This is a genomic window from Salipiger bermudensis (assembly GCF_020171625.1).
Taxonomy (GTDB): Bacteria; Pseudomonadota; Alphaproteobacteria; order Rhodobacterales; family Rhodobacteraceae; genus Salipiger; species Salipiger bermudensis_B.
Window position 1 is genome coordinate 66,357 of record NZ_JAIUZY010000014.1, and the last position, 19,846, is coordinate 86,202.

Sequence of the window (19,846 nt, forward strand, 5' to 3'; positions counted from 1 at the left end):
CTCGACGACTATTTCGAGCATCTCTTCGACGGAGGTGCGCTGCACGACGAGTGGCCCCTCATCATCGACAAGATCACCACCAACAAGACCGACACCCGCCCATTACGAGCTATTGGCAAAGCGGGTCATCCCCGAAGCCATGCGTGCGTCAGAGCGGCGTCACCCCTGCCGCTTCCGCTTGTGGAGCGCGGCCTCCTCGACCGGTGCCGAGGCCTACTCCGCCGCCATGATCCTGGCCGAGGCGGCCGGGACGGATGGCCAGCTCGATTGGACAATCCTCGGCACCGACATCTCGACCCGGGTTCTCGATGAGGCAATGCGCGCGATCTACCCGTGCGATCAGCTGGATCCCGTACCACAGGACCTGCGCGCCCGCTACACGATGTCCGGACGCGGCACGAAGGAAAGCACCGGCGTAGCCCGCATCGTGCCGGAACTGCGGCGCAGGGTCCGCTTCGGCGAGCTGAACCTGATCGACCCGCCCTATCCGGTCAGTCACGGGCTCGATGTCATCATGCTGCGCAACGTCTTGATCTATTTCACGGAAGCCCAGCAACAGCAGGTCATCGCGAATATCGTGGGGCATCTGGCCATCGGCGGCTGGTTCTTCGTTGGCCATGCCGAATCGATGATCGTGCAGGACCACAGGTTGGCGCAGATCGCGCCCGCCACTTTCAGACGAAAGGGCGACTGACGATGAGCCACGCGTCCGATCCGATCCGCGTGATGATCGTCGACGACAGCGCCGCGGCGCGCTCAGCGCTGTCCCGGCTGCTCTCGGTCGATCCCGACATCGCCGTCACGGCGACCGCCGCAGACGCCTTCCAAGCTGCCGAGAAGATGCGCCAGCAGCTGCCGGACGTGCTCGTCCTCGACCTCGCGCTGCCGCGCATGGACGGTCTGACCTTCCTGCGGCGGATCATGGCGCAGCACCCGATCCCGGTGGTGATTTGCTCCAGCTTCACGGCCAAGGGCAGCGAGAACGCGATGAAAGCCCTGTCCTTCGGAGCCGCTGAGGTCATCGCCAAGCCAAAGATGGGATCGGAAGAACAGCGCGCCGAGGCCCAGATGCGCCTGTGCGACGCGGTGACCGCCGCCGCGGCGACGACCGGCCGGCGCAAACCGAAGGCCAGCGCCGCCGCCGGCCCCGGCCCGAAGCTGACCGCCGATGCCATCCTGCCGCCCCTGCCCCCGCGGGCGAACGCGGCGCCACCGAACGGCCAGGTCATCGCCATCGGTGCCTCGACCGGCGGCACCGAGGCTTTGGTGACAGTGCTCTCCGCCCTGCCCGAGGATATTCCCCCGATCGTCGTCGTCCAGCACATGCCCGAGCACTTCACCCAAACCTTCGCCCGAAGGCTTGATGGCCTGTGCCGTCCGACGGTCCTCGAGGCGAGGAACGGCGACCGCGTCCAGCGCGGTACGGTGCTGATCGCGCCCGGCAACCAGCACATGATGCTACGGCGAAACGGGGCCGGCTACATCACCGAGGTCGTGCGCGGGCCATGTGTCTCGCGCCATCGCCCGTCGGTCGACGTTTTGTTCCGATCCGTGGCTCAGGCGGCCGGCAACAAGGCGATCGGCGCAATCCTGACCGGCATGGGCGACGACGGCGCGCGGGGTTTGCGCGAGATGAAGGACGCGGGCGCGACCACGATCGCTCAGGACGAGCAAAGCTGTGTCGTCTTCGGAATGCCCAAGGAGGCCATTCGCCTTGGCGGCGTCGATCAGGTGAAGTCCCTTGGCAGGATCGCCGGCGAACTGCAGTCGTGGGCGACCCGGCAGGAGCGCTAGCATCGGCCGCGCCACGCGGTCCGGGCACGCGCCGGGCCGCGCCACGCCCGCCGACGGCCTGACCGCGAATGAGGCAAGGACCAGAAAGGTGCGGCGCCCCCTCAATCGGGCTTTCGATCAGCCCATCGCCCATCGCCGGTCGCGGAGGGCGAGCGAATTCCCCCAGAGCCGCGGCATCACCGGATCGCAGCACCTGAAAGCGTCGCGGTCCCCCATGCGGTCCGAGTTTGCCCAGGGCCAGCCCGTCGCGGGACCGCCGCCAAACGGATCACGCGCCGGGCTCGCGCAGCACCGAACTCCAGTCCCACCGCATGACCGAGACTTCGCGGACCGGAGAGGAAATCGGCAGACCCGCGTGCCGGTCTTGCGACGGCGGCGACGCACACGCCGTCTGATGAGCCCTCACACAACCGCTTGCATCCCGATCCGCTTTCCGCCAGATTATGAACACTTGTTCATTTCCATCACGGCAGGGAGGGCCCGACATGGATTTCGCGCTGAGCGAGGAGCAGACGGCGATCTTCGACATGGCCCATGGCTTCGGCCAGGAACACGTGGCGCCCAACGCCATGGCCTGGGAGGCCGAGGGCACGATCCCGAAACAGCTCTGGACAGAGATCGGCCAGCTGGGTCTCGGCGGCATCTATGTCAGCGAGGAGAGCGGCGGCTCGGGGCTCAGCCGGCTCGACGCCACGCTCGTCTTCGAGGCGCTCAGCATGGCTTGCCCGGCGGTGGCGGCGTTCCTGTCGATCCACAACATGTGCGCCAAGATGATCGATCTCTACGGCTCCGAGGATCTGCGCGCGCGCTACCTGCCCAAGGCCCTGACCATGGAGACCGTGCTCTCCTACTGCCTGACCGAGCCCGGCTCGGGATCGGACGCCGCGGCGCTCGCCACCCGCGCCGAGGCGTCGGGCAATGGCTACCGCCTCACCGGCACCAAGGCCTTCATCTCCGGCGGCGGCTATTCCGACGCCTATATCGTCATGGCCCGCACCGGCGAGGCCGGCCCGCGCGGCATCTCGGCGCTGGTGCTCGACGACGGCACCGAGGGGCTGAGCTTCGGCGGGCTCGAGGCCAAGATGGGCTGGAAGGCGCAGCCCACGCGGCAGGTGCAGATGGATGGCTGCCCGGTGCCCGCCGGCAACCTGCTGGGCGAAGAGGGCAAGGGCTTTCGCTATGCCATGGCCGGGCTCGACGGCGGCCGGCTCAACATCTCGGCCTGCTCGCTGGGCGCCGCGCAGGCGGCGCTCGACGCGACGCTGGCCTACATGGCCGAGCGCCGCGCCTTCGGCCAGAGCCTCGACCAGTTTCAGGCGCTGCAGTTCCGTCTCGCCGACATGGAGATCGAGCTGCAGGCCGCCCGCACCTTCCTGCGACAGGCGGCTTGGAAGCTCGACACCGGGGCGCCGGATGCCACCAAGTTCTGCGCCATGGCGAAGAAATTCGTCACCGAGGCCGGCTCAAAGGTCGCAGACCAGTGCCTGCAGCTGCATGGCGGCTGCGGCTATCTCGCGGATTACGGCATCGAGAAGATCGTCCGCGACCTGCGGGTGCACCAGATCCTCGAAGGTACCAACGAGATCATGCGCATGATCGTGGCGCGCAGCCTGATCTCGTCCTGACCCGATACACGCGCAAGGCACCACTCACGCCGCGCTTCGGCAGGCCCCCCAGGGGGCCTGCCCCCCGAACACCCCCGACCCCCGCTTTGATGCGCCGAGGAGTTCCATGAGCGACACCCACATCCGCAGCAATGGCCGCGCCGGCCACATCACCCTCACCCGGCCCAAGGCGCTGAACGCGCTGAGCTATGACATGTGCATGGAGATCGAGGCCGCGCTCGATGCCTGGCGCGATGATGACACGGTCGCGCTGGTGATCCTCGATGCCGAGGGGGAAAAGGCGTTCTGCGCCGGCGGCGACATCGCAGAGATCTACCGCGCCGGGCTGAAGGGCGAATTCGACACCGGACGCACCTTCTGGCGCGACGAGTACCGGATGAATGCCAAGCTCTCGGAATATCCAAAGCCCATCGTCAGCTTCCTGCATGGCTTCGTCATGGGCGGCGGCGTCGGGCTTGGCGGGCACGTCTCGCACCGGGTGATCGGCGAGAGCGCCCAGATCGCCATGCCGGAATGCGGCATCGGGTTCGTGCCGGATGTCGGTGGGTCGCTGCTGTTGTCCCGCGCGCCGGGTCGGCTGGGCGCCTATCTCGGCCTGACCGCCGCGCGCATGGGTCCGGGGGATGCGCTGCACGCTGGGTTTGCAGATTTCTACATCCCCGAGGAGCGCTGGGAGGCGCTCAAGTCCGCACTGGCCGATACCGGGACCGTGGCCGCACTTGAGGCCGAGGCACAGGCGACGCCCGAAAGCCCGCTGGCCGACGCACAGGACGAGATCGACCGGCTCTTCGCCTCCGACAGCCTGCCCGAGATCAAGGCGGCGCTGGACGGCGCCGATGGCGAGATCGCCGAGCGCGCCGCCAAGGCGGTGGGCCGCAACGCGCCGCTGTCGATGGCGCTGACACTGGCAATGCTGGCGCGGCTGCGCTCCGGCGAGGAGGGCATCCGAAGCGCGCTCAGACAGGAATACCGGGTCTCGCACCGCATCGTCGAGCAGGGCGAGTTCCTCGAGGGCGTGCGGGCGCAGATCATCGACAAGGACCGCAACCCGCAGTGGCGCTTCTCGATCGACGAGGTGACAGAGGACCGCGTGGCCGCCCTGCTGGCGCCGCTCGGGGAGGAAGAACTGGCGCTCTGAGACGCGTCACGCGAGGGAGGAGAGACACCATGAAGATCGCATTTATCGGGCTTGGCAACATGGGCGCGCCGATGGCCGCCAACCTCGCCAAGGCCGGTCACGAGGTCACCGGGTTCGACGTCGCCGGGGCCGCCGCCGAGGGCGTGGGCACCGCCGTCTCCGCCCCCGAGGCGGCGACCGGTGCCGAGGTCGTCATCACCATGCTGCCCAACGGCCAGATCCTGCGCAGCGTCGCGGCCGAGGTGATCCCCGCGATGCCGCCCGGCGCGGTGCTGCTCGACTGTTCGACCGTCGATGTGGACAGTGCCCGCGCGGTCGCGGCGCAGGCCGCCGAGGCCGGGCTGGGCGCGCTCGACGCGCCGGTTTCAGGCGGCGTCGGCGGCGCCTCGGGTGGCACTCTGACCTTCATGGTGGGCGGATCGGAGGAGGCGTTTGCCAAGGCGAAGCCGCTCTTTGACATCATGGGTCAGAAGGCGGTGCATTGCGGCCCCTCCGGCAACGGTCAGGCGGCGAAGATCTGCAACAACATGATCCTCGGCGTCACCATGATCGCCACCTGTGAGGCCTTTGCGCTGGCCGACAAGCTCGGCCTCTCGCGCGAGGCGATGTTCGACGTGGTCTCGACCTCGTCGGGCTATTCGTGGTCGATGAACGCCTATTGCCCGGCGCCCGGGGTCGGGCCGCAATCGCCCGCAGACAACGGCTACAAGCCCGGCTTCGCCGCAGAACTGATGCTCAAGGATCTGGGCCTGTCGCAGCAGGCCGCCGAGACGGCGGATGCCGACACGCCGATGGGCGAGCGCGCGCTGGAGCTCTACCGCGCCTTCGTCGAGGACGAAGGCGGCACTGGGCGCGATTTCTCCGCCATGTTGCCCCGCTTCGAGGGGCGTGGCCGCGGCTAGGAACGCGCAGGGGGCGTGGGTGCGCGCCCCTTTTTGCGCCTGACGGCTCTTCCGCACGGCCCCGCGCCATTGCCGACCACCCAAACGGGCGCGCGTCGTTCCGCTGTCGATTCCCGGCGCAGGCCCTGCTAGAAGGGCCGCAAAAGGACATGGTACATGGTCACGCTCGACATCTTCTCCGACCCGATCTGCCCCTGGTGCTACATCGGCAAAGCCCTCCTCGACCGCGCCCTGCTCGAAGAGCCCGATCACCCGTTCACCATTCGCTGGCGGCCGTTCATGCTGAACCCCGACATGCCCGCGCAGGGCATGGACCGGCGCGCCTATCTCGAGACCAAGTTCGGCGGCAAGGAGGGCGCGGTGCAGGCCTACATGCCGGTGGCCGAGCACGCCGCCGACGCCGGTCTGACGCTGAATCTCGACGCGATCGAAACCACGCCTTCCACCATCGATGCCCACCGGCTGATCCACTGGGGCGGCATCGAGGGCGTGCAGACCGCCGTGGTCTCCTCGCTGTTTCAGGCGTATTTCGTCGACGGGCGCGACATCGGCGACCGCGAGGTGCTGGCCGACATCGCCGATGGCTGCGGGCTCGACGCCAGCCTGATCCAACGCCTGCTCGCCTCCGAGGCGGACCGGCGCGAGATCGTCGAGATGGACGCCACCGCGCGCGGCATGGGCGTGACCTCGGTGCCGACCTTCGTGGTCGCGGGACAGCACGCGGTGCCCGGCGCCCAGCCCACCGAGCTCTGGTCCAAGGTGATCTCCGAGATCCGCGAAGGCGCCGCCTGAACGCGCCTTATCGCCCGCCAGTGAAGACCGGCAGGAGGCCGCCGAGCCGCAGCCCATGCGGGCGGTGCATGACCGGGTTGCGCGCGCCGCGGCGATATCCGTGGTTGTGCCGGTATACCGTTTTCCGATAGCCCGGTGTTAGCGGTCAACCGGCCCGCCAGCCACAGCGGATGCTGAGCGGCGTGGCCTTGCAGAATTCAGAGGTCACATGCGGTCTGTTCCCGGACGGGTCGAGTTCATCGCGCTGCTCGCGATGCTCTTCGCCACCATCGCCTTTTCCATCGACGCCATGCTCCCGGCCCTGCCCGAGATCGGTGCCGAGCTGACGCCCGAGGCGGTCAACCGCGCGCAGCTCGTGGTGACCAGCTTCGTCTTCGGCATGGGCATCGGGACCTTCTTCACCGGCCCGCTCTCGGACGTGTTCGGGCGCAAGCCGGTGCTGCTGGGCGGTTCCGCGCTTTATATCGTGGCCTCGATCTGCGCCGCCTATGCCGAGACGCTCGAGCTGCTGCTGGCGGCCCGCCTGCTGCAGGGGCTGGGCGCCGCAGGGCCCCGGGTGGTGGCGCTCGCCATCGTGCGCGACCTCTATTCGGGGCGCGAGATGGCGCGGATCATGTCCTTCGTGATGATGGTCTTCACCCTGTTCCCGGCCCTCGCCCCCTCGATCGGCGCGGTGATCATCGCCGCCACCGGCTGGCGCGGCATCTTCTGGGCCTTCGTGGCGTTCTCCAGCATCGCCTCGATCTGGCTGATGGTGCGCCTGTCCGAGACCCACCCGCCCGAGAACCGCCGCCCGTTCCGGCTCACGACCTTCCGCGCCGCGCTGGCAGAGCTGTTCGGCCAGCGGGTGGTGGTGATCTCGATCGGTGTGCAGGCGCTGATCTTCGCGATGCTGTTCTCGATGATCTCCACCGTACAGCAGATCTACGACATCAGCTTCGGGCGCGCCGAGACCTTCCCGCTCTGGTTCGGCGGCGTGGCGATCCTCGCCGCCTCGGGCAGCGTGCTGAACGCGGCGCTGGTGATGCGGCTCGGGATGCGCTTTCTCATCACGGCGATGCTGTCGGTGCAGGTGGCCCTGGCCGGCATCACGCTGGCGCTCTTTGCCTTCGGCCTGTCCGGCACGCCCGGCTTTGCGCTGTTCCTGCTCTGGCAGCTCTCGGTGTTCTTCCAGATGGGTCTGACGGTCGGCAACATCAACGCCATCGCCATGGAGCCGGTCGGCCACATCGCGGGCCTCGCGGCCTCGGTGATCGGGGCGGTGGCGACGGTGGCCGGTGTGCTGATCGCGGTGCCGAACGGGCTGATGTTCGACGGCACCCCCGTGCCACTGGCGGCGGGGATCTTCATCGAGGCAATCCTTGCGCTGCTGCTGATGCGCTGGCTGGTCCGGGCAGAGGCCGCCGAGGCGGGGTGACCCTCCCGCGTGGCGGGCTGCCCGGTGTCGGATCATTACGGCGGCGCTCTGTGGCCCTGCCCTCGCTCATGAGATGAGACGCCCCGGCCTCCGCCAGAGGCCCTCACCCGGTGCCGAGAAGGGCGCGCTCAATGTCGCGTCTCCCCTGACCGACGACCTAAGGATGGGCAGTGGAATATCGTCCGAGGGACGCGGCAGGGATACCCTGCCCGCCCCCGCCAGCGCGGCCCCTCCCTGCCCCGACAAACGCCGCAATTTCCGGCGCCGAGCATCACATTATGTATACCGATGCATACCATACTTCCCAACGTTGCGAATCTGGGCTAAAGCCCCATCATGCTGCACGTGCACAACGGAAAGGGACCTGCATGTCGAAGATCAAGGTAGACAACCCGATCGTCGAGATGGACGGCGACGAGATGACCCGCATCATCTGGGACTTCATCAAGACAAAGCTGATCCTGCCCTATCTGGATCTTGACCTGCTGTATTACGATCTCGGCATCGAGAGCCGGGACGCGACCAACGACCAGATCACCATCGACGCCGCCGAGAAGACCAAGGAGGTCGGCTGCGCGGTCAAATGCGCCACCATCACGCCCGACGAGGCCCGGGTCGAGGAGTTCGGCCTCAAGCAGATGTGGCGCTCGCCCAACGGCACGATCCGCAATATCCTTGGCGGCGTGGTGTTCCGCCAGCCGATCATCTGCCGCAACGTTCCGCGCCTCGTGCCGGGCTGGACCAAGCCCGTGGTGATCGGCCGCCACGCCTTCGGCGACCAGTACAAGGCGACCGATTTCCACTTCCCCGGCGCCGGCAAGCTGACGATGAAATTCGTCGGCGAGGACGGCACGGTGATCGAGAAAGAGGTGTATGATGCCCCCTCGGCGGGCGTCTACCAGGCGATGTACAACCTCGACGCCTCGATCATCGACTTCGCCCGCGCCTCGTTCAACTACGGCCTGTCGCTGGGCTGGCCGGTCTACCTGTCGACCAAGAACACCATCCTCAAGGCCTATGACGGCCGCTTCAAGGACCTGTTCCAGAAGGTCTTCGAGGAAGAGTTCGAGGAACAGTTCAAGGCCAAGGGCATCTGGTACGAGCACCGCCTGATCGACGACATGGTCGCCTGCTGCATGAAGTGGAACGGCGGCTTCGTCTGGGCCTGCAAGAACTACGATGGCGACGTGCAGTCCGACACCGTGGCGCAGGGCTTCGGCTCGCTCGGCCTGATGACCTCGCAGCTGATGACCCCGGACGGCCAGATCGTCGAGGCGGAAGCCGCGCATGGCACGGTCACCCGCCACTACCGCCAGCATCAGGCTGGACAGGCGACCTCGACCAACTCCATCGCCTCGATCTATGCCTGGACCGGCGGCCTCAAGCACCGCGCCAAGCTCGACGGCAACAGCGAGCTGATGACCTTTGCCACCACCCTCGAGAAGGTCGTGGTGGAGACCGTGGAGTCGGGCTGGATGACCAAGGACCTGGCGCTGCTGGTCGGGCCGGATCAGAAATGGCTCACCACCATGGGCTTCCTCGAAAAGGTCGACGAGAACCTCAACAAGGCGCTCGGCGCAGCCTGAGCGCTGCAGGTAGCACGAAGATGGCCGGCCCCCACGCGGGGCCGGTTTTCGTTTGGCCCGACCTCCGCAGCCCTGAGCGCCTGTGCCCGCTTTATCCGCAGCCTGCCCGCAGTTTGATGATCTGGATCACCCCGCCCGCCGGCCGCAACGACGGCAGCCGACGGACGTCATGGCCCGGGACAGCGCCGGTACCGTCATGATCGCTCGTGCTCGGGCACCTGCAGCCGGCGGCCTCGCCCGGCTTCGACCTCGCCGTGGAAATCGACACCCGCGAGACGGCGCGAAGCGATGCGAGGCACACCGGTGCCCTCCAGCGCGCAGTGCGCGCCATGTGGCCTCTGAGGAGGCATCGCGCCCGCCAAAGCCCGGGAAAAGGGCGCTTGCGGAAACGGACGCCGGGTCGCCGCAGCACGCATCTTGACCTCACCCTCGCGTGACGGCAAGGCAACCCCATGCTGCTGCTTGAATCGCCCCCGCCCGATCGTCACACCCTGTGGGAAGACCTGCAGGCCATCCTTGTCGGCACCACGCTCGTGGCGCTGTCGATCCAGTTCCTGCGCGCCTCCGAGCTGTTCACCGGCCAGATCGCCGGCCTGTCGCTGGTGCTCTCCTACCCGACCGGCCTGCCGTTCGGGGCGATCTTCTTCGTTCTCAACCTGCCCTTCTACCTGCTGGCAATCAAACAGTTGGGCTGGCGCTTCACGATCAAGAGCTTCCTGTCGGTGGCGCTGATGTCGGCCATCGCCGAGACGCTGCCGCTGGTGCTGACGATCAACCACCTGCACCCGGCGCTGGGGGCGACGCTGTCGGGGATGCTGGCGGGCGTGGGCCTTCTGATGCTGTTCCGTCACGGCGCGACGCTGGGCGGCGTGGGCATCGTGGCGCTCTGGGCGCAGGACACCAAGGGCATCAAGGCCGGCCACGTGCAGCTTGGCTTCGACCTGCTCGTCTTCCTGCTGGCGCTGTTCCTGTTCGACTGGGAGCGTGTGCTCTGGTCGCTTTTGGGCGCCGTGGTGCTCAATATCCTGATCACCGTGAACCACCGTCGCGACCGCTATATCGCCCGCTCCTGACCGGACCATCGAGGCAAGAAAAAACGCGCCGGGAGATCCCGGCGCGTTTTTCGTTTCCTACCGGCCCCGAGGGGCCGCAGGCCGCGCTCAGAGCGAGGCCTGATAGATCTTGTCGATGTTGCTGCCGAGCAGCGCGTTGAAATCGTCGTCCGACTGCTTCTTCGACAGGCCTTCGGCCAGCGCGCGGCTGAACGACGCGATCATCTTCGGCTGCTTGGCGAGCTTCTCGCAGGCCACGTCGGTCGAATACCCGCCCGAGAGCGCCACCACGCGCACCACGCGCGGATGATCGGCAAGCGTGTCGTACAGGCCATCGATGCTGGGGATCGTCAGCTTCAGCATGACGTCATCGCCTTCCGGCAGCGCGTCGAGATGCTTGGCGATCTCGGTCTTCAGCATCTCCTCGGCCTCGGCCTTGGTGGGGGAGTTGATGTCGACCTCGGGCTCGATGATCGGCACCAGACCGGCGGCAACCACGGTCTTGCCAAGCTCGAACTGCTGGTCGACCACTGCCTTGATGCCCTCGGCATTGGCCTCGTGGATCACCGAACGCTCCTTGGTGCCGAAGATGCCGAAGCTCTCCTTGGCTTCCTTGAGCAGATCTTCGATGCCGGGCATCGGCTTCATCAGCTGCACGCCGTTTTCCTTGTCGGCAAGGCCCTTGTCGATCTTCAGGAACGGAACGACGCCGCGCTTTTCCCACAGGTACTGCGCGGTCGGAATGCCCTCGACCTCGCCGCGCATGGTGCGCTCGAAGAGGATCGCGCCAAGCACCTTGCCGTCGGTGAAGTCCGGGGCGGTGATGATGCGAGTGCGCATCTTGTGGATCTCGCCGAACATCTCGGCTTCGCCGTCATATTCGTTCTCTTCGACACCGTATTGCAGCAGCGCCTTGGGGGTGGACCCGCCCGACTGGTCCAGCGCCGCGATAAAGCCCTGACCGGTCGACATCTTTGTCTTCTGCTCTTCGAAAACGCTCATGAGGAACCCTCTCCCATGGTGAAAAATCCGTGTTGCCAATGGCATATCGCAAGCAATTTGAGATGGGTAGGCGAAAGACGGAGGTTTAACGCTAACGTCCGTCGTTAACGTTCAGCCCCGGCGACGCTCAACCCGCAGGTGAATGCCGTCGCGGGCGCGGACGGTCAGAAAGGCGACCGGCTCGGGCACCTCTTCGGGCAGCGCGGTGAGTTTGAGATCGCGCAGGATCAGCGACAGCATCAGCACGCCCTCGACCATGGCAAAGCCCGCCCCGGTGCAGACCCGCGCCCCGGCCGAGAACGGCATGTAGGCCTCGCGCGCACATGTGCGGCCATTCTCCGTGCCCCAGCGCGCCGGGTCGAACCCGTCGGGATTGTCCCACAGCCGCGCCTGGCGGTGCTGGTGCCACGGGCTCAGCACGATCTGCGCGCCCTTGGGCAGGTCGCGGTCGCGGAACCGCTCCGGGCAGGTCGTCTCGCGCACCATCATCGGCACCGGCGGGTAAAGCCGCAGCGTCTCGCGGAACACGTCGCGCGAGAGCTTCAGCCTGGCGATGTCGGCGAACTCCGGCGCCTCGCCCAGAAGCTGCGCCTCCTCGGCCAGCCGGTCCTGCCAGTCGGGATGGGTTGCCACGAGGTAGAGCGCCCAGGACAGCGCCGAGGCCGAGGTTTCGTGCCCGGCAAGGAAGAAGATCGCCACCTGATCGACCATCTCCTCGGTCGAGAAGGTATCGCCGGTCTCGGGATCGGCGGTGGTCATGATCTTGGTGGCCAGATCGTCCGGCGCGGTGCCGGCCTCGATCTCGGCCTGCCGGCGCTCGCACAGCGCGGTGATCAGCCCGCGGATGCGCTTCGCCGCGGCCTTGGTGTCGGACCGGAAGAAGCGCGGCATCCAGCGCGGCAGCGGCAGGAAGGCGGCAAGGTTGAGGATCGGCTGGGTGCGCTGGTAGGCGCGGAACTCGTGGAAGACCTGCGCCGCGAGGTCGTCCTCGATGGGGATGGAGAACAGCGTGCGGAAGATGATGTCGGCGGCGGCGTGGCTGGTCTGCTCCTCGATCTCGACGGTCTCCCCGGCGCGTGCGGAGAGCCGCGCCAGCGCCGCCTGGCTCGCGGCCCACATCGCCGGATAGGTCTCGCGCAGGCGTCCGCCCTCGAAGGCCGGGTCGATGATGCGCCGCTGGCGCTGCCACTGCGCGCCATTGGTCAGGAAGACCGACTCTCCGAGCAAAGGCCGCAAGCCCTCCGAGATGCGCGCCGACTTGGGAAAATCGAGCGGCCGGTCCTTCAGCACCGTCTTCACCAGATCGGGCTGGTTGACGAGGTAGGAGCGAAAGAACGGCGTGCGAAACTCGGCCATCCACGCGCGGTAGAGCCGCTCCGGCTGGGCCGAGAGCAGGTCCTGCCGGAACAGCTTGAGGTAGCGCCAGAGCGAGACCTTGTCGGGGCGGGAGGCGGGTTTCGGCGGCAGGGTCATGGCGCGGTCGAGGTGAATTTCGACACCGCGACGTCGATGCGGCTGGCCGAGGGCGGGCGCCCGGCATAGCGGGTGGCGAGGCTGAGCGGCCCGGCGGTGATCTGGAAATAATCGTAGTCGCGCGGCGCGTCGAAGGCGCAGAGATACTGGAAATGCAGCCGGAAAAAGCGCCAGCGCAGCGCCTTCCAGCGCTCGGGGCTGAGCGCGCGGGTGAACTGGGCCGAGAACACCAGCGGCCAGCGCTTGTCCGCAGACGCCACCCCCGAGACCGACACCGGATCGCAGAGTGCGAAGGCACAGCCGTCGCCGGGAGCGGTGACGTCGACCCATGTGAGCTCGTCCCGGGCCGAGAGGAAGGCGAGATCGGCGCGCAGCCGCCACGCGTCGCGCAGGAACGAGACCATCGGCACCACCTGCCCGAGGCTCAGGAACGCCAAACGCGGGCCGTGGTCTGGCACCCGGCCCTGCCGGATCAGGTCCGACAGGATCGAGACCGCCAGATGCGCGCCCGAGCTGTGGCCGACCACCAGAACCTCGTCCACGTCGTCGCCAAGCGCGTCGGCAATCGCATCGGTGAAGCCGGCCATGCGCGCCTCGAGCTCGGGCGGGTTGGCGCCGCGATGCTGGGCCGAATAGGCGTAGTCGTGCATCAGGTAATAGGCGAAGAGCTTGCCGTCCTTGGCCTTGAACCAGCGCAGCAGCCAGACCGCGGCCGCGGCCCCCGCGAGGACGCCGCCGATATCGGCAAAGACGCCCAGCCACGGGCGCAGAAGCCCGACCACATAAGCCACGCCCCAGAGCAGCAGCAGCGCCAGCACAAGCTGCCCGAGCAGCATCCCCACCGGGTAGAGCGCCGCGATCACAGGCCCCTTGCGCAGCCGCATCAGCCGCCTGAGCGCTCCGGTCGCGATGTATTCCCACGCGGTGCGAATGAGCTGGAGATAGGTGGCGGGGATGCTCGTCGACATGCTGTCGCGCACGATGTCGGACCAGACCAGAACCTCGACCTCGGCCGCGACCTCGGCGCCGTCGATCTGCGCCGCCACCCGCCAGCCATAATGATTGCCGCCAGCGCCCGGCGTCAGCGCGATCTCGTAGCCCGAGATCCGCGCCTGCGCGGCGCCTTCCTTGCGGTAAAGCTCACGGTAGCGGCGCGGATGGATGGGATCATAGCCCGGGATGTAGAACACCCGGCGCCGCCGCACCTCCTGCGCCGCCTCCGGCGCGCCTTCTGCCTGCGGGTCGTTGCCGATCATCCCTGCCCTCTTTTCGCGATCCTGTCGCGAACCGCCCGCAAGGGCAAGACCGGGGACGGCACTGGGCCGCGTCAGCCCAGCTCGCCAAGCGCAGGGAAGGTCTCGAGCAGCCAGAACGAGAAGGCCGAGAACGCCCCGGTGAGCAGCGCAAGACCGACCGCGATGAGCAGCACGCCCATCACCTTCTCGATCAGCCCCATGTGCCGCTTGAGCCGGTTCATCACGCCCATGGCGCGGCTCAGGAACACCGCCGCCAGAAGGAACGGCAGGCCGAGCCCCGCGGCATAGACCGCCAGAAGCGCCGTGCCCCGCGCCACCGAGGCCTCGGACGCCGCCATCGACAGGATCGCCCCAAGCTGCGGCCCGATGCAGGGCGTCCAGCCGAAGGCGAAGGCCAGCCCGAGGATATAGGCGCCGAAGGCCGAGCCGCCGGTCTCGCCGGTCTCGATCCGGGCCTCGCGGTCGAGGAAGGGAATGCGGAAGACGTGCAGGAAATGCAGCCCGAAGACGATCACCACCACGCCCGAGATCCGCGCCAGAAGGATCTGGTTCTGCAGGAAGAACATGCCCAGCCACGACGCGGTGAAGCCCAGCAGCACGAAGACCGTACTGAGCCCCAGAACGAAGAACAGCGCCGCGGTGAAGGCGCGCAGCCGTGCGCGGCCACCGGCCTCCATCTCGGCGATCGAGACGCCGGACATGAAGGCCAGATAGGGCGGCACGATAGGCAGCACGCAGGGGCTCAGAAAAGAGATGATCCCCGCAGCAAGCGCCACGAACATGGCCGGCAGAAGGCTGGCGTCGATAAGGTCGATTCCGAACATGGGCCTTCGATAGAAGATAACCCCACCGGCGTCACGCGGCACAGGGTCACATCCCCGTAGGCGTGCTGAAACGTCGCTCGGATGCTGCAACGACAAACGGCCCCGGAGCATCTCCAGGGCCGTTTGCAGTGTGTGTCCGTGGGACGGGCTTAGCGCCCGATCGACCACCAGCCGCGACGCTTGGGCTTGCCATCGTCCTCGGCCTCGGCGGTCTCGGAGATGGTCTCGGGCTCCGCTTTCGGGGCCGGCTCCGGCGCAGGCTCAGCCTCGGGCGTCTCGGCAGCGGCGGGCGTCGCCTCTTCGGTCGGCTCCGGCGCAGGTTCTGCCTCGGGGGCCTCTGCGGCGGGCGCGGGCTCGGGTGCGGGCTGCACCTCGGGCTCGACCTTTGCGGGCGCCTCGGTGGCCTCGGCCTCGGGCTGCGCTTCGGACACGGCTGCGCCCTCGGCCTGCGGCTCGGGAGCCGCCGCATCCTCGGCTGCGGGTGCCGGCTCGGCGGCCTCGACCACGGCGGCGCCGGTGGTGTCTGCCTCACCCGCTGCGATCTCGTCCGCGGAGGTTTCGGTCACCGCATCCGCCTTGGGCTTGCGCGAGCGCGACCGGGTGCGGGTCCGCTTGGGCTTGGCCGGTGCATCGTCGGTTTCGGTCGGAGCGACCTCTTCGGAGGTTGCGTCGCCGGAGGCTTCGACCGGCGCCTCGGACGGAGCGTCCTTGCCGGCCTCTCCGTTGTCGTCGTCCCCGTTGCCCGAGTCGTTGCCTGCGTCGTCATCAGAGCCGGTGTCGGAGCCGTTCTCGCCCTCGCCGTTCGACTTCTTGGACCGCGAGCGGCGGCGACGGCGGCGGCGCTTCTTGGGCTTGCCCTCGTCGTCACCGTTTTCGCCGTTCTCACCGCGATCGCCGTTGCTCTCGGAGTCGGTGTCCGCCTCGGACCCGGTCGCGCCGGTGTCCTCGGCGGTCTCGTCCTCGTCCTCCTCGGCGAGCGCATCCTCGTCGATCTGGTCCATCAGCGAGGTGTCGACCGACACCACCGGTGCCAGAACCTCGGCGACGTTGCGGGTGGCGGTCTTGAACTTCTCCATGGTGAAGTCCGGCGAGACCAGATGCAGGTCGCCCTCGATGCGCACGGCCATGCCGTAGCGCGCCTCGATCATCGCGACATGCTCGCGCTTCTGGTTCATCAGGTAGTTGGCGATGCCCACCGGCACCTTGACCAGAACCTCGCGCGAGCGGCGGCGGGTGCCCTCTTCCTCGATCTGGCGCAGGATGTTGAGCGCCATGTTGTCGTCAGAGCGGATCAGACCGGTGCCGTGGCAGGCCGGGCACGGCTGCGTGGTGGCCTCGATCATGCCGGGGCGCAGACGCTGGCGCGACATCTCGAGCAGGCCGAAGCCGGAGATCCGGCCGACCTGGATGCGGGCGCGGTCGGTCTTGAGCTTGTCCTTGATCTTCTTCTCGACAGCGGCGTTGTTCTTGCGCTCTTCCATGTCGATGAAGTCGATCACGATCAGGCCGGCGAGATCGCGCAGACGCAGCTGGCGGGCCACCTCCTCGGCGGCCTCGAGGTTGGTCTTGAGCGCGGTCTCCTCGATCGAACCTTCCTTGGTGGCCCGGCCGGAGTTGACGTCGATCGCCACCAGCGCCTCGGTCACGCCGATGACGATGTAGCCGCCGGACTTGAGCTGTACCGTCGGGTTGAACATCGAGCTCAGGTAGCTTTCGACCTGATAGCGCGCGAAGAGCGGCATCGGGTCGGCGTAATGCTTCACGTTCTTGGCATGGGACGGCATGATCATCTTCATGAAGTCCTTGGCGATGCGGTAGCCGCGCTCGCCTTCCACGTGAACCTCGTCGATCTCGCGGTTGTAGAGGTCGCGGATCGAGCGCTTGATGAGGTCGCCTTCCTCGTAGATCTTGGCCGGCGCGACGCTTTGCAGCGTGAGGGCGCGGATCTGCTCCCACAGGCGCTGCAGGTATTCGTAATCGCGCTTGATCTCGGTCTTGGTGCGCTTGGCCCCGGCGGTGCGGATGATCAGGCCGGCGCCCTTGGGCACGTCGATCTCGGTCGCGATCTGCTTGAGCTTGGAGCGGTCGGCGGCGTTGGTGATCTTGCGCGAGATGCCACCGCCACGGGCGGTGTTCGGCATCAGCACGCAGTAACGGCCAGCCAGCGACAGGTAGGTGGTCAGCGCCGCGCCCTTGTTGCCGCGCTCTTCCTTGACCACCTGCACCAGCATGATCTGGCGGACCTTGATGACTTCCTGGATCTTGTACTTGCGCGGCCGCGGCTTGCGCTTGGGCCGGATCTCTTCCTCGGTGTCGTCATCGGCGACCGACTCGATGCTGTCCTCGCGGCCGGCGTGATCGTCGCCGTCCTCGTCATCCTCGTCGCTGTCGTCCGCATCGTCGTCGGAGACATCGTCAAACGCCGCGTCGGCGGCGGGCGCCTCGTTGTCCTGCGCGGTGGTCTCGGCCACGGCCTCCTCGCCCGCCTGCGCGTCCGGCGCGGCGACGGTGTCGGTGGTCTCGGCAGTCCCCTGCGACGCGTCCTCGGAGATCTCGTCCTCGCCGAGGTCGATGGTCTCCATGCCCTTGATCTCGGACGGATCGGCGCTGGCGGTCTTGTCCTCCGAGCGGGCCTTCTCGGCCTTCGAGGACGTGCGGGAGCGCGAGCGCCGCGACCGCGAGCGCTTGGATTTGGGCTGGTCTTCCTCTTCCTCGGCCTCGGCGGCGAGCGCCGCCTCTTCTTCCATCAGGGCCTGACGGTCGGCGACCGGGATCTGGTAATAATCGGGGTGGATCTCGGAGAATGCGAGGAACCCGTGGCGGTTGCCGCCGTAATCCACGAAGGCCGCCTGGAGCGACGGCTCGACGCGGGTGATCTTCGCGAGATAGATATTGCCGGCTAATTGCCGCTTGTTCTCCGATTCAAAGTCGAATTCCTCGACCTTGTTTCCGTCCACCACCACGACGCGGGTTTCCTCCGCGTGGGTGGCGTCGATGAGCATCTTCTTTGCCATGTTGTCCGTCTGCACGGCGCAAGCTCGCTCTGCCCTGGCGGGCGGAGACGGGTTGCAGCGTGGCTTGTCTGGGCGAGTTGCGGCGTGCAGGCACGGGAAGGCAATCTGCCTTCGCCCGGGTGCCTCATCTGCGTCGCACGCGTCATCGCGGTTCTTCTCCGACGCTCGTCCGCGTATCGCGTCCGGCGCCTGTTTGCAGCCCGTCGCCGATGAGCGGTCCGGGCGGTCTTCGGGTGGCCTTGCGGCCCGATCGGTCTGCGCCGGGTCCTTTGTCGGGGACGCGCCGTCGCAGCGAAACTCTGGGGCTGCCGTCACGCGGAAGCCTATCCGACAGCATAAGGGAAGGGGTGTGGAAAAGACAATATGCAATGTGAACACCGGCGGAGTTCGCGTGCCGCGGCGTCGAAAGGCGATGCAACTTCCAAGCCCTGCCCGCGTTGTGCCCCGAATGCCCGGCAACGGGCGCTTTGCAAGACAGACGGAAAGGACGTTCAGATGATCAACAAATCCGCATCGGCGAACTGGAAAGGCGGCCTCAAGGACGGCACCGGCACGATCTCGACCGAGTCCGGCGTGCTCGACGAGGTGAATTACGGCTTCAAGAAGCGCTTCGAGGGCGAGCCGGGCTCGAACCCCGAGGAGCTCGTGGCCGCCGCCCACGCCAGCTGCTTCTCGATGGCGCTGAGCATGATCCTTGGCGAGGCCGGCTTCACCGCCGACGACATCTCCACCAAGGCCGTGGTGTCGATGGAAAAGCAGGATGACGGCTTTGCCATCACCAAGAGCCACCTCACCGTGACCGCGAAGGTCCCGGAGGCCTCGGCGGAGGATTTTGCCAAGGCCGCCGAGACCGCCAAGGCGAACTGCCCGATCTCGAAACTTCTCGATACCGAGATCACCATGGACGCCACGCTGGCGTGACCCATCGGGCCGGAGGGGGCTCTGCCCCCTTCGCGCGCCGGGGCGCGCTTACCCCCGGGATATTTGTGGCCAGAAGAAACCAGGGGCGCTGCGCTCCTGGCATCTTCTGGCCTTAAATATCCCCGCCGGAGGCATCCGACGGCGCCGTCAGCCGAACGCCTTGAGGCGCTTGATGAGCGAGGAGGTGTCCCAGCGCCCGCCGCCCATCTGCTGCACATCCTTGTAGAACTGGTCGACCAGCGCCGTCACCGGCAGGCTCGCGCCGATCTCTTCGCCGGTGGCCAGACAGATGGCCAGATCCTTGCGCATCCAGTCGACCGCGAAGCCGTGCTCGAAGGCGTCGTCGAGCATGGTCTCGTAGCGGTTCACCATCTGCCACGACCCAGCGGCGCCGCCGCCGATCACGTCGACCACGGCGCGGCCGTCGATGCCGGCTTTCTCGGCAAAGGCCAGCCCCTCGGACAGGCCCTGCACGAGGCCCGCGATACAGATCTGGTTGACCATCTTGCATTTCTGTCCGGCGCCGCTGTCGCCGATGCGCTTGCAGAGCTTTGCATAGGCATCGATCACCGGAGCCGCGCGGTCGTAATCGGCCTCGTCGCCGCCGCACATCACCACCAGCTGGCCGTTCTCGGCCCCGGCCTGACCGCCCGAGACCGGCGCATCGACGAAGCCCGCGCCCTGCTCCTTGGCGATGGCGTAGAGCTCGAGCGTGACCATCGAGCTGACCGTGGTGTGATCGACGAAGAGCGCGCCCTCGTCCATACCGGCAAAGGCCCCGTCTTCCTTGAGGCAAACCGCGCGCAAATCGTCATCATTGCCGACGCAGGCCATGACGAACTCGGCCCCTGCCGCGGCCTCGCGCGGGGTCGCGGCCATGGCGCCGCCGTGTTCGGCGACCCACTTCTCGGCCTTGGCCGTGCTGCGATTGTAGACCGTGACCTCGTGCCCCGCCGCCGCCATGTGGCCGGCCATCGGGTATCCCATCACGCCAAGACCCAGGAACGCGCATTTCGCCATGGGTAAACCTCCCGTTATCATTGTGCTTTG

16 protein-coding genes are annotated in these 19,846 nt (G+C 67.3%); 10 read left to right on the forward strand and 6 right to left on the reverse strand.

The features are described from left to right. Positions 1-112: 112 nt before the first annotated feature. The 9 genes from LCM15_RS19570 (at position 113) to LCM15_RS19610 (ending at position 10,327) form a co-directional block, all read left to right on the forward strand. On the forward strand, positions 113-694 hold the full coding sequence (locus LCM15_RS19570; RefSeq protein ID WP_263619730.1) for a CheR family methyltransferase: 582 nt from the start codon (positions 113-115) through the stop codon (positions 692-694). Further along, the gene (locus LCM15_RS19575) at positions 691-1,794 is read left to right on the forward strand and encodes a protein-glutamate methylesterase/protein-glutamine glutaminase (protein ID WP_412103306.1); all 1,104 of its coding nucleotides are present in this window, start codon (positions 691-693) and stop codon (positions 1,792-1,794) included. The genes LCM15_RS19570 and LCM15_RS19575 overlap by 4 nt, the downstream gene beginning before the upstream one ends. A gap of 485 nt (positions 1,795-2,279) precedes the next feature. Further along, on the forward strand, positions 2,280-3,419 hold the full coding sequence (locus tag LCM15_RS19580; protein ID WP_224859408.1) for an acyl-CoA dehydrogenase family protein: 1,140 nt from the start codon (positions 2,280-2,282) through the stop codon (positions 3,417-3,419). Between the two features lie 106 nt (positions 3,420-3,525). Further along, complete coding sequence (locus LCM15_RS19585; protein ID WP_224859410.1) at positions 3,526-4,557, forward strand: enoyl-CoA hydratase/isomerase family protein; 1,032 nt, start codon at positions 3,526-3,528, stop codon at positions 4,555-4,557. 29 nt (positions 4,558-4,586) lie between these two features. Then, positions 4,587-5,459 carry a 3-hydroxyisobutyrate dehydrogenase gene (mmsB, locus tag LCM15_RS19590; RefSeq protein WP_224859412.1) on the forward strand — a complete coding sequence of 291 codons (873 nt, stop codon included), beginning with the start codon at positions 4,587-4,589 and terminating at the stop codon, positions 5,457-5,459. Positions 5,460-5,615: 156 nt separating this feature from the next. Next, on the forward strand, positions 5,616-6,251 hold the full coding sequence (locus tag LCM15_RS19595) for a DsbA family protein (protein ID WP_224859414.1): 636 nt from the start codon (positions 5,616-5,618) through the stop codon (positions 6,249-6,251). A gap of 208 nt (positions 6,252-6,459) precedes the next feature. After that, on the forward strand, positions 6,460-7,668 hold the full coding sequence (locus LCM15_RS19600) for an MFS transporter (protein WP_224859416.1): 1,209 nt from the start codon (positions 6,460-6,462) through the stop codon (positions 7,666-7,668). Between the two features lie 368 nt (positions 7,669-8,036). After that, the gene (locus tag LCM15_RS19605) at positions 8,037-9,254 is read left to right on the forward strand and encodes an NADP-dependent isocitrate dehydrogenase (RefSeq protein ID WP_224859418.1); all 1,218 of its coding nucleotides are present in this window, start codon (positions 8,037-8,039) and stop codon (positions 9,252-9,254) included. A gap of 452 nt (positions 9,255-9,706) precedes the next feature. Continuing rightward, positions 9,707-10,327, forward strand: coding sequence for a YitT family protein (locus LCM15_RS19610; protein WP_224859420.1), 621 nt, complete (start codon positions 9,707-9,709; stop codon positions 10,325-10,327). A gap of 87 nt (positions 10,328-10,414) precedes the next feature. Here LCM15_RS19610 and LCM15_RS19615 read toward each other — a convergent pair whose 3' ends face one another. The 5 genes from LCM15_RS19615 to LCM15_RS19635 form a co-directional block, all read right to left on the reverse strand. Continuing rightward, entirely contained in the window at positions 10,415-11,308 is an 894-nt protein-coding gene (locus tag LCM15_RS19615; protein ID WP_224859422.1) for a fructose bisphosphate aldolase, read from the reverse strand. 111 nt (positions 11,309-11,419) lie between these two features. Further along, positions 11,420-12,781 carry a cytochrome P450 gene (locus LCM15_RS19620; protein ID WP_224859424.1) on the reverse strand — a complete coding sequence of 454 codons (1,362 nt, stop codon included), beginning with the start codon at positions 12,779-12,781 and terminating at the stop codon, positions 11,420-11,422. Further along, entirely contained in the window at positions 12,778-14,037 is a 1,260-nt protein-coding gene (locus tag LCM15_RS19625; protein ID WP_224859426.1) for a hypothetical protein, read from the reverse strand. The genes LCM15_RS19620 and LCM15_RS19625 overlap by 4 nt, the downstream gene beginning before the upstream one ends. A gap of 71 nt (positions 14,038-14,108) precedes the next feature. After that, the gene (locus tag LCM15_RS19630; RefSeq protein WP_224859428.1) at positions 14,109-14,861 is read right to left on the reverse strand and encodes a cytochrome c biogenesis CcdA family protein; all 753 of its coding nucleotides are present in this window, start codon (positions 14,859-14,861) and stop codon (positions 14,109-14,111) included. Positions 14,862-15,010: 149 nt separating this feature from the next. Continuing rightward, a complete protein-coding gene (locus tag LCM15_RS19635) occupies positions 15,011-17,875 on the reverse strand; it encodes an Rne/Rng family ribonuclease (RefSeq protein WP_224859430.1) in 2,865 nt (954 codons plus the stop codon). A 495-nt stretch (positions 17,876-18,370) separates the two neighbouring features. On the opposite strand from LCM15_RS19635, the gene LCM15_RS19640 reads away from it, so the two are divergent. Further along, on the forward strand, positions 18,371-18,796 hold the full coding sequence (locus LCM15_RS19640) for an OsmC family protein (RefSeq protein ID WP_224859432.1): 426 nt from the start codon (positions 18,371-18,373) through the stop codon (positions 18,794-18,796). Positions 18,797-18,943: 147 nt separating this feature from the next. Here the strand turns inward: LCM15_RS19640 and LCM15_RS19645 are convergent, their stop codons facing one another. After that, positions 18,944-19,816 carry an NAD(P)-dependent oxidoreductase gene (locus tag LCM15_RS19645; RefSeq protein WP_224859434.1) on the reverse strand — a complete coding sequence of 291 codons (873 nt, stop codon included), beginning with the start codon at positions 19,814-19,816 and terminating at the stop codon, positions 18,944-18,946. Positions 19,817-19,846 lie beyond the last annotated feature (30 nt).

What these genes read in the sequence shown, in the direction of transcription:
- LCM15_RS19605 (WP_224859418.1), top strand. Translation starts at nt 8,037, where the DNA reads ATGTCGAAGATCAAGGTAGACAACCCGATCGTCGAGATGGACGGCGAC.
- LCM15_RS19630 (WP_224859428.1), bottom strand. Translation starts at nt 14,861, where the DNA reads ATGTTCGGAATCGACCTTATCGACGCCAGCCTTCTGCCGGCCATGTTC.
- LCM15_RS19635 (WP_224859430.1), bottom strand. Translation starts at nt 17,875, where the DNA reads ATGGCAAAGAAGATGCTCATCGACGCCACCCACGCGGAGGAAACCCGC.
- LCM15_RS19640 (WP_224859432.1), top strand. Translation starts at nt 18,371, where the DNA reads ATGATCAACAAATCCGCATCGGCGAACTGGAAAGGCGGCCTCAAGGAC.
- LCM15_RS19600 (WP_224859416.1), top strand. Translation starts at nt 6,460, where the DNA reads ATGCGGTCTGTTCCCGGACGGGTCGAGTTCATCGCGCTGCTCGCGATG.
- LCM15_RS19620 (WP_224859424.1), bottom strand. Translation starts at nt 12,781, where the DNA reads ATGACCCTGCCGCCGAAACCCGCCTCCCGCCCCGACAAGGTCTCGCTC.
- LCM15_RS19615 (WP_224859422.1), bottom strand. Translation starts at nt 11,308, where the DNA reads ATGAGCGTTTTCGAAGAGCAGAAGACAAAGATGTCGACCGGTCAGGGC.
- mmsB (WP_224859412.1), top strand. Translation starts at nt 4,587, where the DNA reads ATGAAGATCGCATTTATCGGGCTTGGCAACATGGGCGCGCCGATGGCC.
- LCM15_RS19645 (WP_224859434.1), bottom strand. Translation starts at nt 19,816, where the DNA reads ATGGCGAAATGCGCGTTCCTGGGTCTTGGCGTGATGGGATACCCGATG.
- LCM15_RS19610 (WP_224859420.1), top strand. Translation starts at nt 9,707, where the DNA reads ATGCTGCTGCTTGAATCGCCCCCGCCCGATCGTCACACCCTGTGGGAA.
- LCM15_RS19580 (WP_224859408.1), top strand. Translation starts at nt 2,280, where the DNA reads ATGGATTTCGCGCTGAGCGAGGAGCAGACGGCGATCTTCGACATGGCC.
- LCM15_RS19595 (WP_224859414.1), top strand. Translation starts at nt 5,616, where the DNA reads ATGGTCACGCTCGACATCTTCTCCGACCCGATCTGCCCCTGGTGCTAC.
- LCM15_RS19625 (WP_224859426.1), bottom strand. Translation starts at nt 14,037, where the DNA reads ATGATCGGCAACGACCCGCAGGCAGAAGGCGCGCCGGAGGCGGCGCAG.
- LCM15_RS19585 (WP_224859410.1), top strand. Translation starts at nt 3,526, where the DNA reads ATGAGCGACACCCACATCCGCAGCAATGGCCGCGCCGGCCACATCACC.